Annotated in this window: 16 protein-coding genes and 1 pseudogene; 12 read left to right on the plus strand and 5 right to left on the minus strand. The window is 57.7% G+C overall.

Translation table 11 applies throughout. From position 1 onward, the window contains the following. Window positions 1-39: 39 nt before the first annotated feature. The 4 genes from GJV37_RS20625 to GJV37_RS20640 are packed head-to-tail and all read left to right on the plus strand — an operon-like array spanning window position 40 to window position 3529. A complete protein-coding gene (locus GJV37_RS20625; RefSeq protein WP_193452904.1) occupies window positions 40-1740 on the plus strand; it encodes a replication endonuclease in 1701 nt (566 codons plus the stop codon). Between the two features lie 23 nt (window positions 1741-1763). Further along, a complete protein-coding gene (locus GJV37_RS20630) occupies window positions 1764-2087 on the plus strand; it encodes a UBA domain-containing protein (protein ID WP_193452905.1) in 324 nt (107 codons plus the stop codon). After that, the gene (locus GJV37_RS20635) at window positions 2059-2970 is read left to right on the plus strand and encodes a DUF4238 domain-containing protein (RefSeq protein ID WP_193452906.1); all 912 of its coding nucleotides are present in this window, start codon (window positions 2059-2061) and stop codon (window positions 2968-2970) included. The genes GJV37_RS20630 and GJV37_RS20635 overlap by 29 nt, the downstream gene beginning before the upstream one ends. 16 nt (window positions 2971-2986) lie before the next feature. Next, window positions 2987-3529: a DNA-3-methyladenine glycosylase I gene (locus tag GJV37_RS20640; RefSeq protein WP_193452944.1), complete on the plus strand. Its 543-nt coding sequence runs from the start codon at window positions 2987-2989 to the stop codon at window positions 3527-3529. Here GJV37_RS20640 and GJV37_RS20645 read toward each other — a convergent pair whose 3' ends face one another. Next, window positions 3530-4024, minus strand: a complete 495-nt coding sequence (locus tag GJV37_RS20645) for a DNA-3-methyladenine glycosylase I (protein WP_193452907.1) — start codon at window positions 4022-4024, stop codon at window positions 3530-3532. Between the two features lie 189 nt (window positions 4025-4213). On the opposite strand from GJV37_RS20645, the gene glyQ reads away from it, so the two are divergent. From glyQ to GJV37_RS20665, 4 genes are all read left to right on the plus strand, one after another. Then, the gene (glyQ, locus tag GJV37_RS20650; protein WP_170858149.1) at window positions 4214-5161 is read left to right on the plus strand and encodes a glycine--tRNA ligase subunit alpha; all 948 of its coding nucleotides are present in this window, start codon (window positions 4214-4216) and stop codon (window positions 5159-5161) included. Continuing rightward, entirely contained in the window at window positions 5161-7215 is a 2055-nt protein-coding gene (gene glyS / locus GJV37_RS20655) for a glycine--tRNA ligase subunit beta (protein WP_170858150.1), read from the plus strand. The genes glyQ and glyS overlap by 1 nt, the downstream gene beginning before the upstream one ends. 101 nt (window positions 7216-7316) lie before the next feature. After that, complete coding sequence (gmhB, locus tag GJV37_RS20660) at window positions 7317-7847, plus strand: D-glycero-beta-D-manno-heptose 1,7-bisphosphate 7-phosphatase (protein ID WP_169889401.1); 531 nt, start codon at window positions 7317-7319, stop codon at window positions 7845-7847. Between the two features lie 13 nt (window positions 7848-7860). Next, window positions 7861-8634: a lysophospholipid acyltransferase family protein gene (locus tag GJV37_RS20665; protein ID WP_024765013.1), complete on the plus strand. Its 774-nt coding sequence runs from the start codon at window positions 7861-7863 to the stop codon at window positions 8632-8634. A gap of 65 nt (window positions 8635-8699) precedes the next feature. Here GJV37_RS20665 and gyrB read toward each other — a convergent pair whose 3' ends face one another. From gyrB to dnaA, 4 genes and pseudogenes are all read right to left on the minus strand, one after another. Beyond that, window positions 8700-11117 (minus strand): DNA topoisomerase (ATP-hydrolyzing) subunit B, encoded by a 2418-nt coding sequence (gyrB, locus tag GJV37_RS20670; protein ID WP_024765012.1) that lies wholly within the window; start codon window positions 11115-11117, stop codon window positions 8700-8702. Between the two features lie 3 nt (window positions 11118-11120). Then, window positions 11121-12223, minus strand: a pseudogene (gene recF, locus GJV37_RS20675) (DNA replication/repair protein RecF). Window positions 12224-12232: 9 nt separating this feature from the next. Beyond that, window positions 12233-13339 carry a DNA polymerase III subunit beta gene (gene dnaN / locus GJV37_RS20680; RefSeq protein ID WP_024765010.1) on the minus strand — a complete coding sequence of 369 codons (1107 nt, stop codon included), beginning with the start codon at window positions 13337-13339 and terminating at the stop codon, window positions 12233-12235. A gap of 29 nt (window positions 13340-13368) precedes the next feature. Continuing rightward, window positions 13369-14901 (minus strand): chromosomal replication initiator protein DnaA, encoded by a 1533-nt coding sequence (gene dnaA, locus GJV37_RS20685; protein ID WP_170858178.1) that lies wholly within the window; start codon window positions 14899-14901, stop codon window positions 13369-13371. A 521-nt stretch (window positions 14902-15422) separates the two neighbouring features. Between dnaA and rpmH the strand changes: the two genes are divergently transcribed. From rpmH to yidC, 4 genes are read left to right on the plus strand one after another with little or no spacing between them, the layout of a single operon-like run. Next, window positions 15423-15557: a 50S ribosomal protein L34 gene (rpmH, locus tag GJV37_RS20690; RefSeq protein WP_003100258.1), complete on the plus strand. Its 135-nt coding sequence runs from the start codon at window positions 15423-15425 to the stop codon at window positions 15555-15557. Between the two features lie 14 nt (window positions 15558-15571). Then, window positions 15572-15979, plus strand: coding sequence for a ribonuclease P protein component (gene rnpA / locus GJV37_RS20695; RefSeq protein WP_170858179.1), 408 nt, complete (start codon window positions 15572-15574; stop codon window positions 15977-15979). Next, window positions 15972-16220, plus strand: a complete 249-nt coding sequence (gene yidD / locus GJV37_RS20700; protein ID WP_170858180.1) for a membrane protein insertion efficiency factor YidD — start codon at window positions 15972-15974, stop codon at window positions 16218-16220. The genes rnpA and yidD overlap by 8 nt, the downstream gene beginning before the upstream one ends. A 2-nt stretch (window positions 16221-16222) precedes the next feature. Further along, entirely contained in the window at window positions 16223-17971 is a 1749-nt protein-coding gene (gene yidC, locus GJV37_RS20705) for a membrane protein insertase YidC (RefSeq protein WP_170858181.1), read from the plus strand. Window positions 17972-18014 lie beyond the last annotated feature (43 nt).

An 18014-nucleotide genomic window follows, 5' to 3' on the forward strand; every position in this document is an offset into this window, starting at 1 on the left:
TATTTGTTATAATGAATCTACCACAATTTAATATAACAAATGACTTTACTTAAATCTATTATACCATTTATTTTAGAAACACAACCCCTTTCATCAGAATCCAAAAAAAATATTTCTGATGCTGCTGCAATATACGAAAAAGAAGATATTCAGATTCATGAACTTTGTGCAAAACTCAAAGTAATCATATCGAATTTATCCATAGCTACTAAAACCTTTGACTATGTAGATAATGTTAGTTTCGAGCAAAAACCTTCCATTCCTTTTCTTTCCAGTGCCGAACAAGAGCCAGAATTTGAAAAGATTTTGATAGGAAAAAAACTCGTTACGCTAAAAAACTTCAAGGTATCTACATTTTCATACAGGGAAAAAATCACTGATTACGATAAAGAAGCAATATCTTTCGCCAACATAATCAACAGAATCTTTCACTATATTTGCGAAAACAAAGCGATTAAAAAATTGATTCTGGAAGCTTCCTATATAAATTTGTATAGAGAAGAGCTTGCAGATTTGCATATTTATAAGAGCATTCGATTTAGAGACTTGAAGGGCCAAGGCACAATTTTCGATAAGATTTCAAACTACTACATAGAAACGTCTGAAATAGTCAAAGCGAACAATAGCAATATTGTTAAGACGGATTTCTCTATTGCCGAAAATCGCGAATTCAGGAAATTAAAGAAAATAATCGAGCGTGTGGCAAGGCGAGATAGAGAGCTACACTTATTGAAAATTGGTGCTATTGGCAAAAATAAGACCCAATATTGCAGTGATGAGCTTCTTGCATATCAAGAGAAAATTGATTTGGAACAAGCTGAATTTATTGAAAATGCAGAGGTGGTCATCATCAAAGATGACCAAACAGAAGAACGTAAGAAGTTATCAGACTTTGCACTGACTGATGAGCGCAAGGCATCTGAACTCTATATGAAGGCAAAGGACCTTGAAGAGCAAGCCGTCAGCTTTGGCTATATGGCTCTATTCACTACGTTCACGTGCCCAGCGAGCTTCCACCCCAACCCTGGTAACGGAGCTACAAAATGGAACGGATCAACACCACGAGAAGCCTCAGATTGGCTTTCTAGCAGGCTTGTCGCTCTCAACAAAGACAGAGAGCGCCACGGCATCGAGACGCTTGGAGTGTGGTCAAAAGAAGCACACAAAGACCAATGCCCGCATATGCACAGCCTTTTTTATGTTCATCCAACCCAATCGGAAGAACTCAAAAGACTCATCTACAAGCACTTTGGACATAGCGATAAAGCTGTTCGCATTGTCGAAATTTCGGAAGCGGAAGCAAAAAAAGAGGGGGTAAAGGCTGCATCGCCGACCTCGTATATTACTAAATACATAATGAAAAGTCTTCGAGACAAGACAGATGACGCAATGAAAAATAAAGCAGTCGCTCGGCTGTGGAGATATAAAACTTACAATTTCTTCGGAAAAACAAAATCGATAATGTGGAGAAAGTTTAGTCGATTCTTTAATCTTGACTTGAAGAGCTTACAGAAAAGCCTGGGAAATCAAACCTTGGTTAAATTAGCACTATTAAGGCAAGAGAACAAATTCTGGCAATTTTGTAGATTGGCAGAAGAGCATGTTGAGAACATTGTTTTGGAAGATTATCTAGAAACGATGAGCGGCTTTGAATACATCAAATCTACGTTATGGGGCTATCGTATTAAAGGAACAGATGATTGCTTACAAACAAAGTTTAATTGCTATTTATCTGTATAATATAAAAAACCACCTTAAATGCTATGGGACACTGTAAAGCTTGCGATTTATTTTTCATAATATTTTGTTTATTCTGCTTTGTGTTATATGTAAATCCTCAAAATTTTTCTGCTCCGTCTATTGCTGCTGCAAAAGAAAGAAACGCACTTGTTAAAAAGCAGTTAGATGAAAAATCAAATCAAGAAAAAATGATTTATGCTTGTTTGAATAGATTAACTATTGAATACAAGCATGAAACTGCAAAAAACGGCGGTGCATATACTCGTGCAATAAAACACGTGTTTAGCTATAAAAATGACAAATGTGAAGAGCGTATCGATGAGTATTTTATCGATGGATATGTATAGTTGGGACAGGCTATACTTAATTTTTTTGGAGAGCCTTGCTATGAATAAGCCAAAAAATCAGCATTATGTCCCGCAGTCATATCAGGAAAAATTTGCTCATCCTGATAGTGGAAAACTTTATTTCTGCGACAAGAATGACGGAATCCTAAAGCCGCTCAATCCAAGAAATCTTCTTTCTGAAAACTACCTTTACAATATTGAGTATGAAGATGACGAAATCTCAGCCTATACGATTGAGAAGTCGATTCTCTCTCCATTAGACGGTCGCTATAACAAAGCAATTAGTGACCTCAAAGGCGAAAACCCCATACTGGATAAAATGACTCTTGCTATTTATCTGGGATTTCTACGGCGGCGAACTCCTACTTCGATAAATGAGATAAAAAGCCGTATAGATGAAGCCATATTAAAAGGAATCTATTCGTTCATACAAACTAATCCCGAAGCTGCCGCAAAAGCTATGGAAGTTGGCATTGAGACGGACGACTTTCAAAAATTCTCAGAAAGTCTCAATGGCATCGAGGCGAGTAAAGACCCAGCACTTGCTGCATTTCTTCTTATATCAAGTATGACCGCAGAGGACTTTTATGAGTCTCGCTGGACCGTCCTAATAAGCGAAGGTAGTATTTTCATAAGCTCAGACACGCCAGTATGCTGTGCGGTTTTTGACGAGGGAGATGGTAACGAAATCGAATATTTCATAATCCCGCTTTCTTCAACCCTCGCACTACAAATTGACCGTGAAAGCGGTGAAGACTCTATAGCTACAGTTACGGAAGAAAAAATAGTTGAAATTAATAAAACCGTAGCGTTTTGCGCAAATCGTTGGCTTATTGGTGGCGACAAAGCTGCTTTTGAAAGTGCGTTAGCTCAAACTAAATAAGGTTTTACTGATGAGCATAAAACGATGCGCTTGGTGTTCTGATGAGCCTATATACCAGCAGTATCACGATGAGGAATGGGGCGTCCCGTCGTATGACCCTCGCCACCTATTCGAAAAACTTTTGTTAGAAGGATTTCAAGCCGGCCTGTCTTGGATATTGGTTTTGAAGCGGCGAGAAAATTTCCGCCGTGCACTATACAACTTCGATGCTGAAAAACTGGCAGAAATGCCAGACTCAAAAATCGATGAGCTGATGCAGGATGCTTCACTAATTCGCAATCGGGCGAAATTCAATGCTGCAAGGGATAACGCCAAAGCGTGGTTAACGCTGGATAATCCTGTCGAATATCTATGGTCGTTTGTTGGTGGTGAGCCTATTAAAAACCACTACAAATCGATTCAGGAAATACCGACTCAGAATGAGCTGTCTTTGCGAATGTCCAAAGAGCTTAAAAAGAAAGGGTTTAAGTTTGTTGGCCCCACGATTTGCTATTCGTATCTCCAAGCCGTGGGAATGCTCAACGACCACACCACGGACTGCCATCGCTATACGAATTGACTATGCCTGCATGAAGGCGTAGCAGATGGTCGGGCCAACGAAATTGAAACCGGCCTTGCGCAGCGCCTTGCTCATCGCCTCGGCCTCGGGCGTCACCGCCGGCACCTGGCCGCGTTCGCTGAAGTGATTGACCTTGGGCTTACCGCCGACGAAGGACCACAGGAACGTCACCGGGTCATCCAGCTCCAGCCAGGCCCGGGCGTTCTGCCGCGCCGCCTTGAGCTTGGCGAAGTTGCGGATGATGCCCGGGTCCTGCATGCGCTCCTCGATCTCCTCGTCGCTCATGCGCGCCAGGCGCTCGGGATCGAAGCCGAACAGCACCTCACGGTAGCGCTCGCGCTTCTTCAGCACGGTGATCCACGAAAGCCCCGCCTGCGCGCCTTCGAGGATGAGCATCTCGAACAACGCCCGCGGATCGCGCTGGGGCACTCCCCATTCGGCATCGTGGTAGGCGATGTACAGCGGGTCGTCGTTACACCAGAAGCAGCGGGGCATGGCGATCGTCCTGACAGGGAAAGCCCGACTATAGACAATTCACTGTATGAAAATACAGTCATCCGGCAAATCTTCCGGTCGATTCGTGAACTTCCGCCGGGCGGCCGGAAATCGCTGAGAAGCCCAAGCTGCAGGCGTCTTGGGGTATACTGCCGGGTTTTAGTCGCATATCCAGCACAGGTGAAATTCGTGAGCCAGACTACGCCCGCCGTGCCCACCTTCCAGGACCTGATCCTCGCCCTGCAAAAATACTGGGCCGATCAGGGCTGTGTGGTGCTGCAGCCCTACGACATGGAAGTAGGCGCCGGCACCTTCCACACCGCCACCTTCCTCCGCGCCGTGGGCCCGGAAACCTGGAACGCGGCGTACGTGCAACCCAGCCGCCGCCCCACCGACGGCCGCTACGGCGAAAACCCCAACCGCCTGCAGCACTACTACCAGTTCCAGGTGGTCCTGAAGCCCAACCCGGAAAACTTCCAGGAGCTGTACCTGGGCTCGCTGCAGGCCATCGGCATCGACCCGCAGGTGCACGACATCCGTTTCGTCGAGGACAACTGGGAGTCGCCGACCCTCGGCGCCTGGGGTCTGGGCTGGGAAATCTGGCTGAACGGCATGGAAGTCACCCAGTTCACCTACTTCCAGCAGGTCGGCGGTATCGAGTGCTACCCGGTCACCGGTGAGATCACCTACGGCCTGGAACGCCTGGCCATGTACATCCAGGGCGTCGACTCGGTGTACGACCTGGTGTGGGCCGATGGCCCGTTCGGCAAGGTCACCTACGGCGACGTGTTCCACCAGAATGAAGTGGAGCAGTCGACCTACAACTTCGAACACGCCAACGTCGAGAAGCTGTTCGAGCTGTTCGACTTCTACGAAAGCGAAGCCAACCGCCTGATCGAGCTGCAACTGCCGCTGCCGACCTACGAGATGGTCCTCAAGGCCTCGCACACCTTCAACCTGCTGGACGCCCGCCGCGCCATCTCGGTGACCGAGCGTCAGCGCTACATCCTGCGCGTGCGCACCCTGGCCCGCGCCGTGGCGCAGAGCTACCTGCAGGCCCGCGCCCGCCTCGGCTTCCCGATGGCCACACCCGAACTGCGTGACGAAGTACTGGCCAAGCTGAAGGAGGCCGAATAATGAGCGCGAAGGATTTCCTCGTCGAACTGGGCACCGAAGAGCTGCCACCCAAGGCGCTGAAGAGCCTCGGTGAAGCCTTCCTGGCCGGCATCGAGAAGGGCCTGAAGGCCGCCGGCCTGACCTACGCCGCCGCACGCTGCTACGCCGCGCCACGCCGCCTGGCCGTGCAGATCGACCAGCTTGCCGTGCAGCAACCCGACCGTACCGTGAACCTCGACGGCCCGCCTGTGCAGGCTGCCTTCGACGCCAGCGGCAACCCGACCCAGGCCGCCCTGGGATTCGCCAAGAAGTGCGGCGTGGACCTGGAGCAGATCGACAAGAGCGGCCCGAAGCTCAAGTTCAGCCAGAGCATCCCCGGCCAGCCAGCCGTGGGCCTGCTGCCGGGCGTCGTCGAAACCTCGCTGAACGAGCTGCCGATTCCCAAGCGCATGCGCTGGGCTGCCCGTCGTGAAGAGTTCGTGCGTCCGACCCAGTGGCTGGTGATGCTGTTCGGCGATGACGTCGTCGACTGCGAGATCCTCACCAAGAAAGCCGGTCGCGAATCCCGCGGCCATCGCTTCCACAATCCGGCCAACGTGCGCATCAGCGCTCCGGCCAACTACCTGGAAGACCTGCGCAGCGCCCACGTGCTGGCCGACTTCGCCGAGCGCCGCGAGATCATCTCCAAGCGCGTCGCCGAGCTGGCCGCCGAGCAGAAGGGCAGCGCCATCGTCCCGGCCGACCTGCTGGACGAAGTGACCGCGCTGGTCGAGTGGCCGGTGCCACTGGTGTGTTCCTTCGAGGAACGCTTCCTCGCCGTGCCGCAGGAAGCACTGATCACCACCATGCAGGACAACCAGAAGTACTTCTGCCTGCTGGACGCCAACGGCAAGCTGCTGCCGCGCTTCATCACCGTGGCCAACGTCGAGAGCAAGGCACCGGAGCACATCGTCTCCGGCAACGAGAAGGTGGTGCGCCCGCGCCTGACGGACGCCGAGTTCTTCTTCAAGCAGGACCAGAAGCAGCCGCTGGAAGCCTTCAACGCCCGCCTGAAGAACGTGGTGTTCCAGGCCCAGCTCGGCACCGTGTACGAGAAGGCCGAGCGCGTCTCCAAGCTGGCCGCCTACATCGCCGAGCGCATCGGCGGTGACGCGACCAACGCCGCCCGCGCCGGCATCCTCTGCAAGTGCGACCTGGCCACCGAGATGGTCGGCGAGTTCCCGGAGATGCAAGGCATCGCCGGTTACTACTACGCCACTGCCGGTGGCGAAGCCAAGGATGTCGCCCTGGCGCTGAACGAGCAGTACATGCCGCGCGGCGCTGGCGCGGAATTGCCGGGCACCCTCACCGGCGCCGCAGTCGCCGTGGCCGACAAGCTCGACACCCTGGTCGGCATTTTCGGCATCGGCATGCTGCCCACCGGCAGCAAGGACCCCTACGCCCTGCGCCGTGCCGCCCTGGGCGTGCTGCGCATCCTCATCGAGAAGCAGCTGGACCTGGACCTGGTCGACGCCATCGGCGTGGCTGTGGCCCAGTACGGCAACAAGGTGAAAGCCGAGGGTCTGTCCGAGCAGGTACAGGACTTCGTCTTTGATCGCCTGCGTGCCCGTTACGAGGACGAGGGCGTGGACGTCGCCGTGTATCAGGCCGTCCGCGCGCTCAAGCCGACCGCTCCGCTGGACTTCGACCAGCGCGTGCAGGCCGTCCAGGCGTTCCGCCAGTTGCCAGAAGCCGCAGCCCTGGCCGCTGCCAACAAGCGCGTGTCGAACATCCTGGCCAAGGCAGAAGGCGAGGTGCCTGCCACCGTCAACGCCAGCCTGTTCGCCGAGACCGCCGAGAAGGCCCTTGGCAGCGCCGTGGCAAGCGCCGAAGCGGAAGTAGCTCCGCTGGCCGCGGCTCGCGATTATCGCGCAGCCCTGGCCCAACTGGCGGCCCTGCGCGCGCCGGTCGATGCCTTCTTCGAGGAAGTACTGGTCAACGCGGACGACAGCGCCGTGAAGGCCAACCGCTACGCACTGCTGGCCAAGCTTCGCGGGCTGTTCCTCGGCGTCGCCGACATCTCGCTGCTGGGCTGATGCCTGCCTGAGGAAGCCGGGAGTTCGAAACGGTTCACCGTAACGGACTCCCGGCTTTTTCGTTTCCGACTTCTCCACGCGCCCGACTTACCGAAGCCCCCATGAAGCTACTGATCCTCGACCGTGACGGCGTCATCAACCAGGACTCCGACGACTACATCAAATCCCTTGCCGAGTGGATTCCGATCCCCAGCGCCATCACTGCCATCGCGCGCCTCAGCAAAGCCGGCTGGACCCTAGCCGTGGCCACTAACCAGTCCGGCATCGCCCGGGGCTATTACGACCTGGCCACGCTGGAAAGCATGCACGCGCGCCTGCGGGAATTGGTGGCGGAGCAGGGGGGTGAACTCGGGATGGTGGTCTACTGTCCCCATGGTCCCGACGACGGCTGCGACTGCCGCAAGCCGAAACCCGGTATGCTGCGGCAGATAGCCCAGCACTACGGCGTAGATCTGAAGGGCGTCTGGTTCGTCGGTGACAGCCGGGGTGACCTGGACGCCGCGCTGGCCGTCGATTGTCTGCCTGTGTTGGTAAAGACCGGCAAGGGCGAGCGTACGTTGGCCAAGACGTTGCCAGAAGGCACGCTGGTATTCGACGATCTGGCAGCGGTTGCCGACCACCTACTTTCCTGAGGATCCATCTCCCATGTCGATAGTGCAGGCCATCAGAACCGTTCTCTTCTACCTGCTGCTGTCGTCCAGCGCCTTCGTCTGGGGCACCCTCAGCCTGCTCATCGCGCCCTTCCTGCCATTCCGCGCGCGCTACCGCTTCATCGCGCAGGCCTGGTGCAAGTTCGCCGTCTGGCTCGCCGGCGTGATGGTCGGCGTGCGCTACGAACTCAAGGGTGCGGAGAACATCCCGGACCAGCCCTGTGTGATCCTCGCCAAGCACCAGAGCACCTGGGAGACCTTCTTCCTCACCGGCTACTTCGAGCCGCTCAGCCAGGTACTCAAGCGCGAGTTGCTGTTCGTTCCCTTCTTCGGCTGGGCCATGGCGCTGCTCAAGCCCATTGCGATCAACCGCGAGCAACCGAAGCTGGCCCTCAAGCAGATCGCCAAACAGGGTGACGAGCGCCTCAAGCAGGGCGCCTGGGTACTGATCTTCCCGGAAGGCACCCGCGTCCCCACGGGTCAGATCGGCAAATTCTCCCGCGGCGGCGCGGCACTGGCGGTCAACGCCAACCTGCCGGTTCTGCCGATCGCGCACAACGCCGGGCACTGCTGGCCGAAGAATGGCTGGGCGAAGTTCCCCGGCACCATCCAGGTGGTGATAGGCCCGGCCATGTATGCAGAAGGCGAGGGCGCACGCGCCATTACCGAGCTCAACCAGCGCGCCGAGAACTGGGTTGCGCAGACCCTGCGCGAGATGGGCGAGCTGCCGGCCGATGCCACGCCGCAGGCAGTTGCCGAAGCCTCCTGACGCTCACGCCGACAAAAGAAAAGGGCCCCAAAGGGCCCTTTCTTTTTGCCTGTCGCTTTCCCGAATCAGACGTCCAGGTTGGACACCGCCAGGGCGTTGCTCTCGATGAAGTCGCGGCGCGGCTCCACGGCATCGCCCATCAGGGTGTTGAACAGCTGGTCGGCGGCGATGGCATCCTCGATGGTCACCTTCAGCATGCGGCGCACGTTCGGGTCCATGGTGGTTTCCCACAGCTGGTCCGGGTTCATCTCGCCCAGTCCTTTGTATCGCTGGATGCTGTGACGCTTGGTGCCTTCGGTCATCAGCCACTCCAGGGCTTCCTTGAAGCTGCTGACGGCCTTCTTGCGCTCGCCCTTCTGCACATAGGCGCCTTCTTCCAACAGACTGTTCAGCTTGGCGCCCAGCTCGGTCACCGAGCGGTAGTCATTGCTGGCGAAGAAGTCGCGGTTGAAGGTGACGTAGCTCGACAGGCCATGGGCAACCATCTCGACTTCCGGCAGCCACAGGTGACGCTCGCGGTCTTCCCGCAGGCTGACCTTGTACACCAGACCGGATTTCTCCGCGGCCTTCAGGCGAGCCTGGTACTGGTCCAGCCAGCCCTGCATGGCAGCCTGGTCGCCCAGTTGGTCGACATCGATGCGCGGCAGGTAGACGAAGTGCTCGGTCAGGTCCTGCGGATAGAGACGGGACAGGCGGGACAGCGTACGCATGACCGTGCGGTACTCGTTGACCAGCTTCTCCAGCGCTTCGCCGGACAGGCCCGGGGCGCTTTCGTTGACGTGCACGCTGGCCTCTTCGAGGGCCGACTGGGTCATGTACTCTTCCATGGCCACGTCGTCCTTGATGTACTGCTCCTGCTTGCCGCGCTTGACCTTGTACAGCGGTGGCTGGGCGATATAGATGTAGCCGCGCTCGACCAGCTCCGGCAGCTGACGGAAGAAGAAGGTCAGCAGCAGGGTACGGATGTGCGAACCGTCGACGTCAGCATCGGTCATGATGATGATGTTGTGGTAACGCAGCTTGTCGATGTTGTACTCCTCGCGACCGATACCGCAGCCCAGAGCGGTGATCAGCGTGCCGACCTCCTGGGAGGAGAGCATCTTGTCGAAGCGAGCCTTCTCGACGTTGAGGATCTTGCCCTTGAGCGGCAGGATCGCCTGGGTCTTGCGGTTACGGCCCTGCTTGGCAGAACCGCCCGCGGAGTCACCCTCCACGATGTACAGTTCGGAGAGGGCGGGGTCCTTCTCCTGGCAGTCGGCGAGTTTTCCCGGCAGGCCGGCGATGTCCAGCGCGCCCTTGCGGCGGGTCATCTCACGAGCCTTGCGCGCGGCCTCACGGGCGCGGGCGGCGTCGATCATCTTGCCGACCACGGCCTTGGCTTCGTTCGGGTTCTCCAGCAGGAAGTCGGCGAAGTACTTGCCCATCTCCTGTTCCACGGCGGTCTTCACCTCCGAGGAAACCAGCTTGTCCTTGGTCTGCGAGCTGAACTTCGGATCCGGCACCTTCACCGAAATGATCGCGGTCAGACCTTCACGGGCGTCATCGCCGGTGGTGGCGATCTTGAACTTCTTCGCCAGGCCTTCCTGCTCGATGTAGTTGTTCAGGTGGCGGGTGAGGGCGGAGCGGAAGCCTGCCAGGTGGGTACCGCCGTCACGCTGCGGAATGTTGTTGGTGAAGCAGAGGATGTTCTCGTTGAAGCTGTCGTTCCACTGCAGGGCGACTTCCACGCCGACGCCGTCTTCTTCGCGCTGGCAGTTGAAGTGGAAGACCTGGTTCACCGCGGTCTTGTTGGTGTTCAGGTACTCGACGAAGGCACGCAGGCCGCCCTCGTACTTGAACAGCTCTTCCTTGCCGGCACGCTCATCGCGCAGGACGATGCCCACGCCGGAGTTCAGGAAGGACAGTTCGCGGATCCGCTTGGCCAGGATGTCCCAGCTGAAGTGGATGTTGTGGAAGGTTTCTGGAGAGGGCTTGAAGTGAACCTCAGTGCCCGAACCTTCGGTGTCGCCCACCGGGCGCAGCGGGAATTGCGGAACGCCGTGGTGATAAACCTGTTCCCAGACCTTGCCCTCACGGCGGATGGTCAGGCGCAGCTCATGGGAGAGGGCGTTCACCACCGACACACCTACGCCGTGCAGGCCGCCGGAGACCTTGTAGCTGTTGTCGTCGAACTTACCGCCGGCGTGAAGGACGGTCATGATGACCTCGGCCGCGGAGACCCCTTCTTCCTTGTGGATATCTACCGGAATGCCGCGGCCGTTGTCGCGCACGGTGATGGATTCATCGGTGTGAATGGTGATGCTGATCTCGCTGCAGTAGCCCGCCAGCGCTTCGTCGATCGAGTTGTCCACGACCTCGAAGACCATGTGGTGCAGGCCAGTGCCGTCGTCGGTATCACCGATGTACATGCCCGGACGCTTACGTACGGCGTCCAGTCCCTTCAGTACCTTGATACTGGAAGAGTCGTAGGTGTTCTCGCTCATTCTTCACTCCCGATGGTAGTGTCCTGAGAGACGCGCCCATGTTCCACGTGGAACATCGACACCGGCGTTTCCATTCGCCAGCCGTCTTTCAATAAGTGCGGGTCGACGCAGGTGATGAATACCTGGCAACCCAGATCTTCGAGAAGCCGGCACAAAGACAACCGATGCTTCTCATCCAATTCGGAGGGGAGGTCATCCACCAGGTAGACGCATTGCCCGCGTTTCGCCTGGTTGATCAAATGCCCCTGGGCGATCCGCAACGCGCAGACCACCAATTTCTGTTGACCGCGGGACAGGATCTCCGCGGCATTGTGTCCTCCCAGGCGAATTCGCAGATCCGCCCGTTGAGGCCCCGCCTGGGTGTGGCCCATCTGCTGATCACGCAGCAGGCTGGACGACAGCACCTCACTCAATTCGCGTTCCTTGTCCCAGCCCCGGTAATAGCTGAGCGTCAGGTCGTCGAGCTGGATGAGCTCGGCCAGAGTACGCTCGAACTGGGGTTTCAAGGCCTGGATATAGGACCGCCGATACGCATCGATTTCGTCGCTCGCCGAGCATAATTCCCGGTCCCACGCAGCTTGCGAAGCACCGTCCAGTCTACCATGCCGGAGCCACGAGTTCCGCTGCCGCAGGGCCTTCTGCAGTCTTTGCCAGGCGACCATGAAGCGTTGTTCCACGTGGAACACACCCCAGTCGAGAAACTGCCGGCGAATCTTCGGCGCACCTTCCAGCAAACGGAAACTGTCCGGATTGATCAGCTGCAGCGGCAAGGTCTCGGCGAGCTGGGCGGCACTGCGTGCATTCTGCCCATCGATACGAATCTGGAACTCGCCCTGGCGATCCCGTGAAACACCCAGGCTGCTATCGAAGCCATTCCCCAGACGTACCTGTCCGAACACCGTGCAGGCCGGTTCTTCGTACTGGATGACAGGTTGCAGACGCATGCTGCGGAACGAGCGCGCGAGGCCGAGCAGATGGATGGCTTCCAGCACGCTGGTCTTGCCGCTGCCATTTTCGCCGTAGAGGATGTTGATGCGGGGGGAGGGGGAGAAGGTCACCGGGTGCAGGTTGCGCACCGCGGTGACCGAAAGGCGGGTAAGGGACATCGATACGCGTCAGAGGCGCATCGGCATGACGACGTAGGCAGAATCGTCGTTGTCCGCTTCCTGCAGCAGCGCACTGCTGTTGGAGTCAGAGAGAATCATGCGTACCTGCTCGGTACCCATCACACCCAGGACGTCCAGCAGGTAGCTGACGTTGAAGCCAATTTCCAGGCTGCCACCGTTGTAGTCGACCTGCACTTCTTCTTCCGCCTCTTCCTGCTCCGGGTTGTTCGCCTGGATCTTCAGGAGGCCATTGGAAAGCTGCAGACGGATACCGCGGTACTTCTCGTTGGAAAGAATCGCAGTACGGCTGAAGGCTTCGCGCAGCACCTGGCGATCACCGATCACCAGCTTGTCACCGCCTTTGGGCAGCACACGCTCGTAGTCGGGGAACTTGCCGTCCACCAGCTTGGAGGTGAAAGTGAACTCGCCGGTGGTCGCACGGATGTGGTGTTGGCCAAGAACGATGGAGACTTCGCCGTCCTGTTCAGTGAGCAGACGAGCCAGCTCCAGGATGCCTTTACGCGGCACGATCACCTGATGGCGATCCTGTGCTTCCGGCACGCCATTGCTCAGCGAGCACATGGCCAGACGGTGACCGTCGGTAGCCACGGCGCGCAAGGTACCGCCACCGACCTCCAGCAGCATGCCATTGAGGTAGTAGCGAACATCCTGCTGCGCCATGGCGAAGCTGGTGCGATCGATCAGGCGACGCAGCTTGCTCTGCACCAGGCTAAAGGTCAGCGAGCCGGGGCCTTCTTCCACAGTGGGGAAGTCATTGGCGGGCAGGGTGGAGAGGGTGAAGCGGCTGCGGCCGGCTTTCACCAGGAGCTTCTGCTCGTCGACACGGATATCGATCACGGCATCGCTGGGAAGGCTCTTGCAGATGTCCATCAGCTTGCGCGCCGGCACGGTGATTTCGCCCGGCTCAGCGGCATCTTCCAGCGTGACACGGCCAACCAGTTCGACTTCGAGGTCGGTACCGGTGAGCGACAGTTGCTGACCTTCGACGACCAGCAGGACGTTGGAAAGAACCGGCAGCGTCTGGCGGCGCTCGACGACGCCAGCGACCAGCTGCAGGGGTTTCAACAGAGCTTCGCGTTGAATAGTGAAATGCATGGTCTAGTCCCTTGCCTCGTGAGGCTGCGTCAGGTGGTCAGAGTACGCAGCAGGTTCTTGTAGTCCTCGCGGATATCCGCGTCGGATTCCTTGAGTTGAGCGATCTTACGACAGGCGTGCAGCACCGTGGTGTGATCCCGACCGCCGAAGGCCACGCCGATTTCCGGCAGGCTGTGGTTGGTCAGTTCCTTGGAAAGTGCCATGGCTACCTGGCGTGGACGCGCCACCGAGCGCGAACGGCGCTTGGACAGCAGGTCGGCGATCTTGATCTTGTAGTACTCGGCGACGGTGCGCTGGATGTTGTCGATGCTGACCAGCTTGTCCTGCAAGGCCAGCAGATCCTTCAGCGACTCACGGATCAGCTCGATGGTGATCGGCCGGCCCATGAAGTGGGAGTGCGCGATCACACGTTTGAGCGCGCCTTCCAGCTCCCGCACGTTGGAGCGAATGCGCTGGGCGATGAAGAACGCAGCGTCATGCGGCAACTCGACCTTGGCCTGCTCGGCCTTCTTCATCAGGATCGCCACACGGGTTTCCAGCTCCGGCGGCTCCACGGCCACCGTCAGGCCCCAGCCGAAGCGGGACTTCAGGCGCTCTTCCAGGCCTTCGATTTCCTTCGGGTAACGGTCACTGGTCAGGATGACCTGCTGGCCGCCTTCGAGGAGGGCGTTGAAGGTGTGGAAAAACTCTTCCTGGGAACGCTCTTTGCGGGCGAAGAACTGGATATCGTCGATCAGCAGAGCATCTACCGACCGGTAGAAACGCTTGAACTCGTTGATGGCATTCAGCTGCAGCGCTTTCACCATGTCCGCGACGAAGCGTTCCGAATGCAGGTAGACGACCTTGGCATTGGGGTTCTTCTTCAGCAGGTGGTTACCCACAGCGTGCATCAAGTGGGTTTTACCCAGGCCGACGCCCCCATAAAGGAAGAGCGGGTTGTAGCCGTGCTTGAGGTTGTCCGCCACCTGCCAGGCTGCCGCGCGGGCCAACTGGTTGGATTTACCCTCGACGAAGTTCTCGAAGGTGAAGGTGCGGTTGAGGTAGCTGGTGTGCTTGAGCGCACCTTCTACCTGCACGTTGCGCTCGCTACGCACGGTAGCAGCGGGCATCGCCGCCGCCAGCGGATCGATCCCCGGGCTCGACTCGTCCAGATCGGCAATGGTCTGCACCGGCGCAGCCTGGATTGACTGGGGCTCGGAAACGGACATCGCAACGGGCGCCGGAGCAGCAGAGGACGCCGGGGCAACCGCCGGCTGCGCTACAGGCTGCACGTTGACCTGGGGCGTCGGCACCAGGGCAGGCCTTGGCGTGCGGCTACGGCGACTGCCGATCAGCAGCGAAATCGCCGGGATCAGGCCATTGCCACGCTCGCCCAGCAGCTCCAGCAGGCGGCCCATGTACTTCTCATTGACCCAGTCGAGTACGAAGCGGTTGGGTGCGTAGACGCGCAACTCTTCCCCCTCGGCCTCGACCTGCAGAGGTCGAATCCAGGTGTTGAATTGCTGGGACGGCAGCTCGTCGCGCAGAAGCTCCACGCACTGCTGCCAAAGTTCCACGGACACGGATATCCCCCAAAAGAAGTCGCAAAGCGAAACAGACCGCCATTGTATCCGCGCCAGACCAACTTATCCACAGTTAAGCGTGCCAGGACACAAGCAAAATCAAGGTGTTAATGATTTTACCGGTGGTCGGGTAATGGCGCCTTGAACCTTGTGGATAACAGCTTGATGGGGCAGGGGACGACGCAGGGGATCAATCTGTGGAAAAAACTTCTGTGGAAAAAACCACATTCCATACCCAGCTTTCCAACCGGCCCCACACAACCCGCGCACGACTTCCCGACAGGGTTATCATTGGCTGTACCCCGCGCACCCTGTTCCCTTGGAGGAGTTATGCACAGGCAGATGCCTGCATAAACATAATCATCGATTCAATCTTTAAAGAAAGAGATCTCCTTCCTTTCTATAGATTTTGTTTCCGATGCTGGTTGGAAATTGACCTGACCGCATGATTTCACTAGAATCGCCGGTCTCTTTAAACGGGGTCACTGCGACCTCATGTCGTCAAACCCAGGTACCGAATCATGAAACGTACTTTCCAACCCAGCACCCTCAAGCGCGCTCGCGTCCACGGCTTCCGCGCTCGCATGGCAACCAAGAACGGTCGTCAGGTTCTGTCGCGTCGTCGCGCCAAGGGCCGCAAGCGTCTGACCGTCTGATTTGTCCGACACAGGTGGTGAGTCAAGATTTCAGCCGGGAAAAACGTCTTCTGACAGCCCGGCAATTCACAGCAGTCTTCGACTCCCCCACCTCCAAGGTTCCCGGCAAGCACATTCTGCTGCTGGCGCGCGAAAACGGTCTCGATCATCCCCGCCTCGGCCTGGTGATCGGCAAAAAGAACGTCAAGCTCGCCGTCGAGCGTAACCGCCTTAAACGCCTTCTCCGCGATTCCTTCCGCCTCAACCAGCAGAAGCTGGCTGGTCTGGATATCGTGGTGATCGCGCGCAAAGGCCTCGGCGATCTGGAGAATCCGGAGCTGCACCAGCAGTTCGGCAAACTCTGGAAGCGCCTGTTGCGCAATCGGCCAAGTCCGGAACCCGCGATAGAATCTCCGGGAGTGGCCGACAGTTCCCATGCGTAGACTGGCGCTGTTACTGATCCAGTTTTACCGCTACGCCATCAGTCCCATGATGGGCAGGCACTGTCGTTTCTACCCCAGCTGTTCCTGCTACGCGCAGGAGGCCATTGAAATCCATGGCTTCCTGCGTGGTAGCTGGCTGGCCGCTCGTCGCCTAGGCCGCTGCCATCCCTGGCACCCCGGTGGCTACGACCCGGTACCGCCAGATCCTTCCAAGCCCGCCCCTTCCTCGACGGCCGAGTAACCATGGACATCAAACGTTCAATCCTATTCGTCGCCCTGGCAATCGTGTCCTACGCGCTGGTTCTCCAGTGGAACAAGGACTACGGCCAGCCCGAACTGCCGGCGCAGACCGCGACCTTCAATCAGACTGAAGGCCTGCCGGACACTTCCGTGCCTGCCGGCAACGCGGCCAACGCTGACGTACCCACCACGCAGAACGCCCAGGCCAGCCTGCCTAACGAGCAGAAGCCGGCAGCAGCCAGCGAACAGCTGATCCGCGTGAAGACTGATGTCCTGGACCTGACCATCGACCCGCGCGGCGGCGACGTGATCAAGCTTGGTCTGACCCAGTACCCGCTGCGCCAGGACCGCCCGGATGTGCCGTTCCCGCTGTTCGAGCGTGACAACCAGCGTACCTACCTGGCCCAGAGCGGCCTGACCGGTGCCAATGGTCCGGACGCCGCTGCCAGCGGGCGCCCGCTCTACGCGTCGGCTAAACCTGTCTACGAACTGGCGGACGGCCAGGACCAGATGGTCGTCGACCTGACTTATGCACAGGACGACGTCAGCTACATCAAGCGCTTCACCTTCCACCGCGGCCTGAAAAGCGACTGCACCGAGAAGGAAAAGGCGCAGAAGAAGCTCGAGTGCATCAACCCCAATGCCTATCAGGTCGGCGTGAGCTACCTGATCGACAACCAGAGCGACAAACCGTGGAGCGCCTCGCTGTTCGCCCAGCTCAAGCGTGACGCCAGCGTCGACCCGTCCTCCACCACCGCGACCGGTGTGTCGACCTACCTCGGCGCCGCGGTCTGGACCCCTGAAAAGCCCTACGTAAAAGTGTCCATGAAGGACATGGACAAGGAGCAGTTCAAGGAAACCGTCCAGGGAGGCTGGGTAGCCTGGCTGCAGCATTACTTCGTCACCGCCTGGGTTCCCGCCAAGGGCGATACCCACAGCGTGATGACCCGCAAGGACGCTCAGGGCAACTACATCGTCGGCTACACCGGCCCCAACCTGACGGTTGCGCCGGGTGCCAAGGGCGAAACCAGCATGACCCTGTACGCCGGCCCCAAACTGCAGGCGTACCTGAAGGAACTGTCCCCGGGCCTGGAACTGACCGTCGACTACGGTCCGCTGTGGTTCATCGCCCAGCCGATCTTCTGGCTGCTGCAACATATCCACAACCTGGTAGGTAACTGGGGCTGGTCGATCATATTCCTGACCATCGTCATCAAACTGGCCTTCTTCCCGCTGTCCGCCGCCAGCTACCGCTCCATGGCCCGCATGCGCGCCGTGTCGCCGAAACTGGCCGCCCTGAAGGAACAGCACGGCGACGATCGTCAGAAGATGTCCCAGGCGATGATGGAGCTGTACAAAAAAGAGAAGATCAATCCGCTGGGCGGCTGCCTGCCGATCCTGGTGCAGATGCCGGTCTTCCTCTCCCTGTACTGGGTACTGCTTGAAAGCGTCGAGATGCGCCAGGCTCCGTGGCTGGGCTGGATCGTCGACCTGTCGGTGAAGGATCCGTTCTTCATCCTGCCGATCATCATGGGCGCTACCATGCTGGTTCAGCAGATGCTCAACCCGACTCCGCCGGACCCCATGCAGGCCAAGGTCATGAAGCTGATGCCGATCATCTTCACCTTCTTCTTCCTGTGGTTCCCGGCTGGTCTGGTTCTGTACTGGGTTGTGAACAACTGCCTGTCCATCGCGCAGCAGTGGTACATTACCCGTCGGATCGAGGCTTCCGCGAAGAAGGCTTCCGCCTGATATCGCAGCCTGAAACCGATCGACAAGACGCCCCCTCGTGGGG

Origin of the sequence: Pseudomonas nitroreducens (assembly GCF_010994165.1) — a bacterium.
GTDB lineage: Bacteria > Pseudomonadota > Gammaproteobacteria > Pseudomonadales > Pseudomonadaceae > Pseudomonas > Pseudomonas nitroreducens.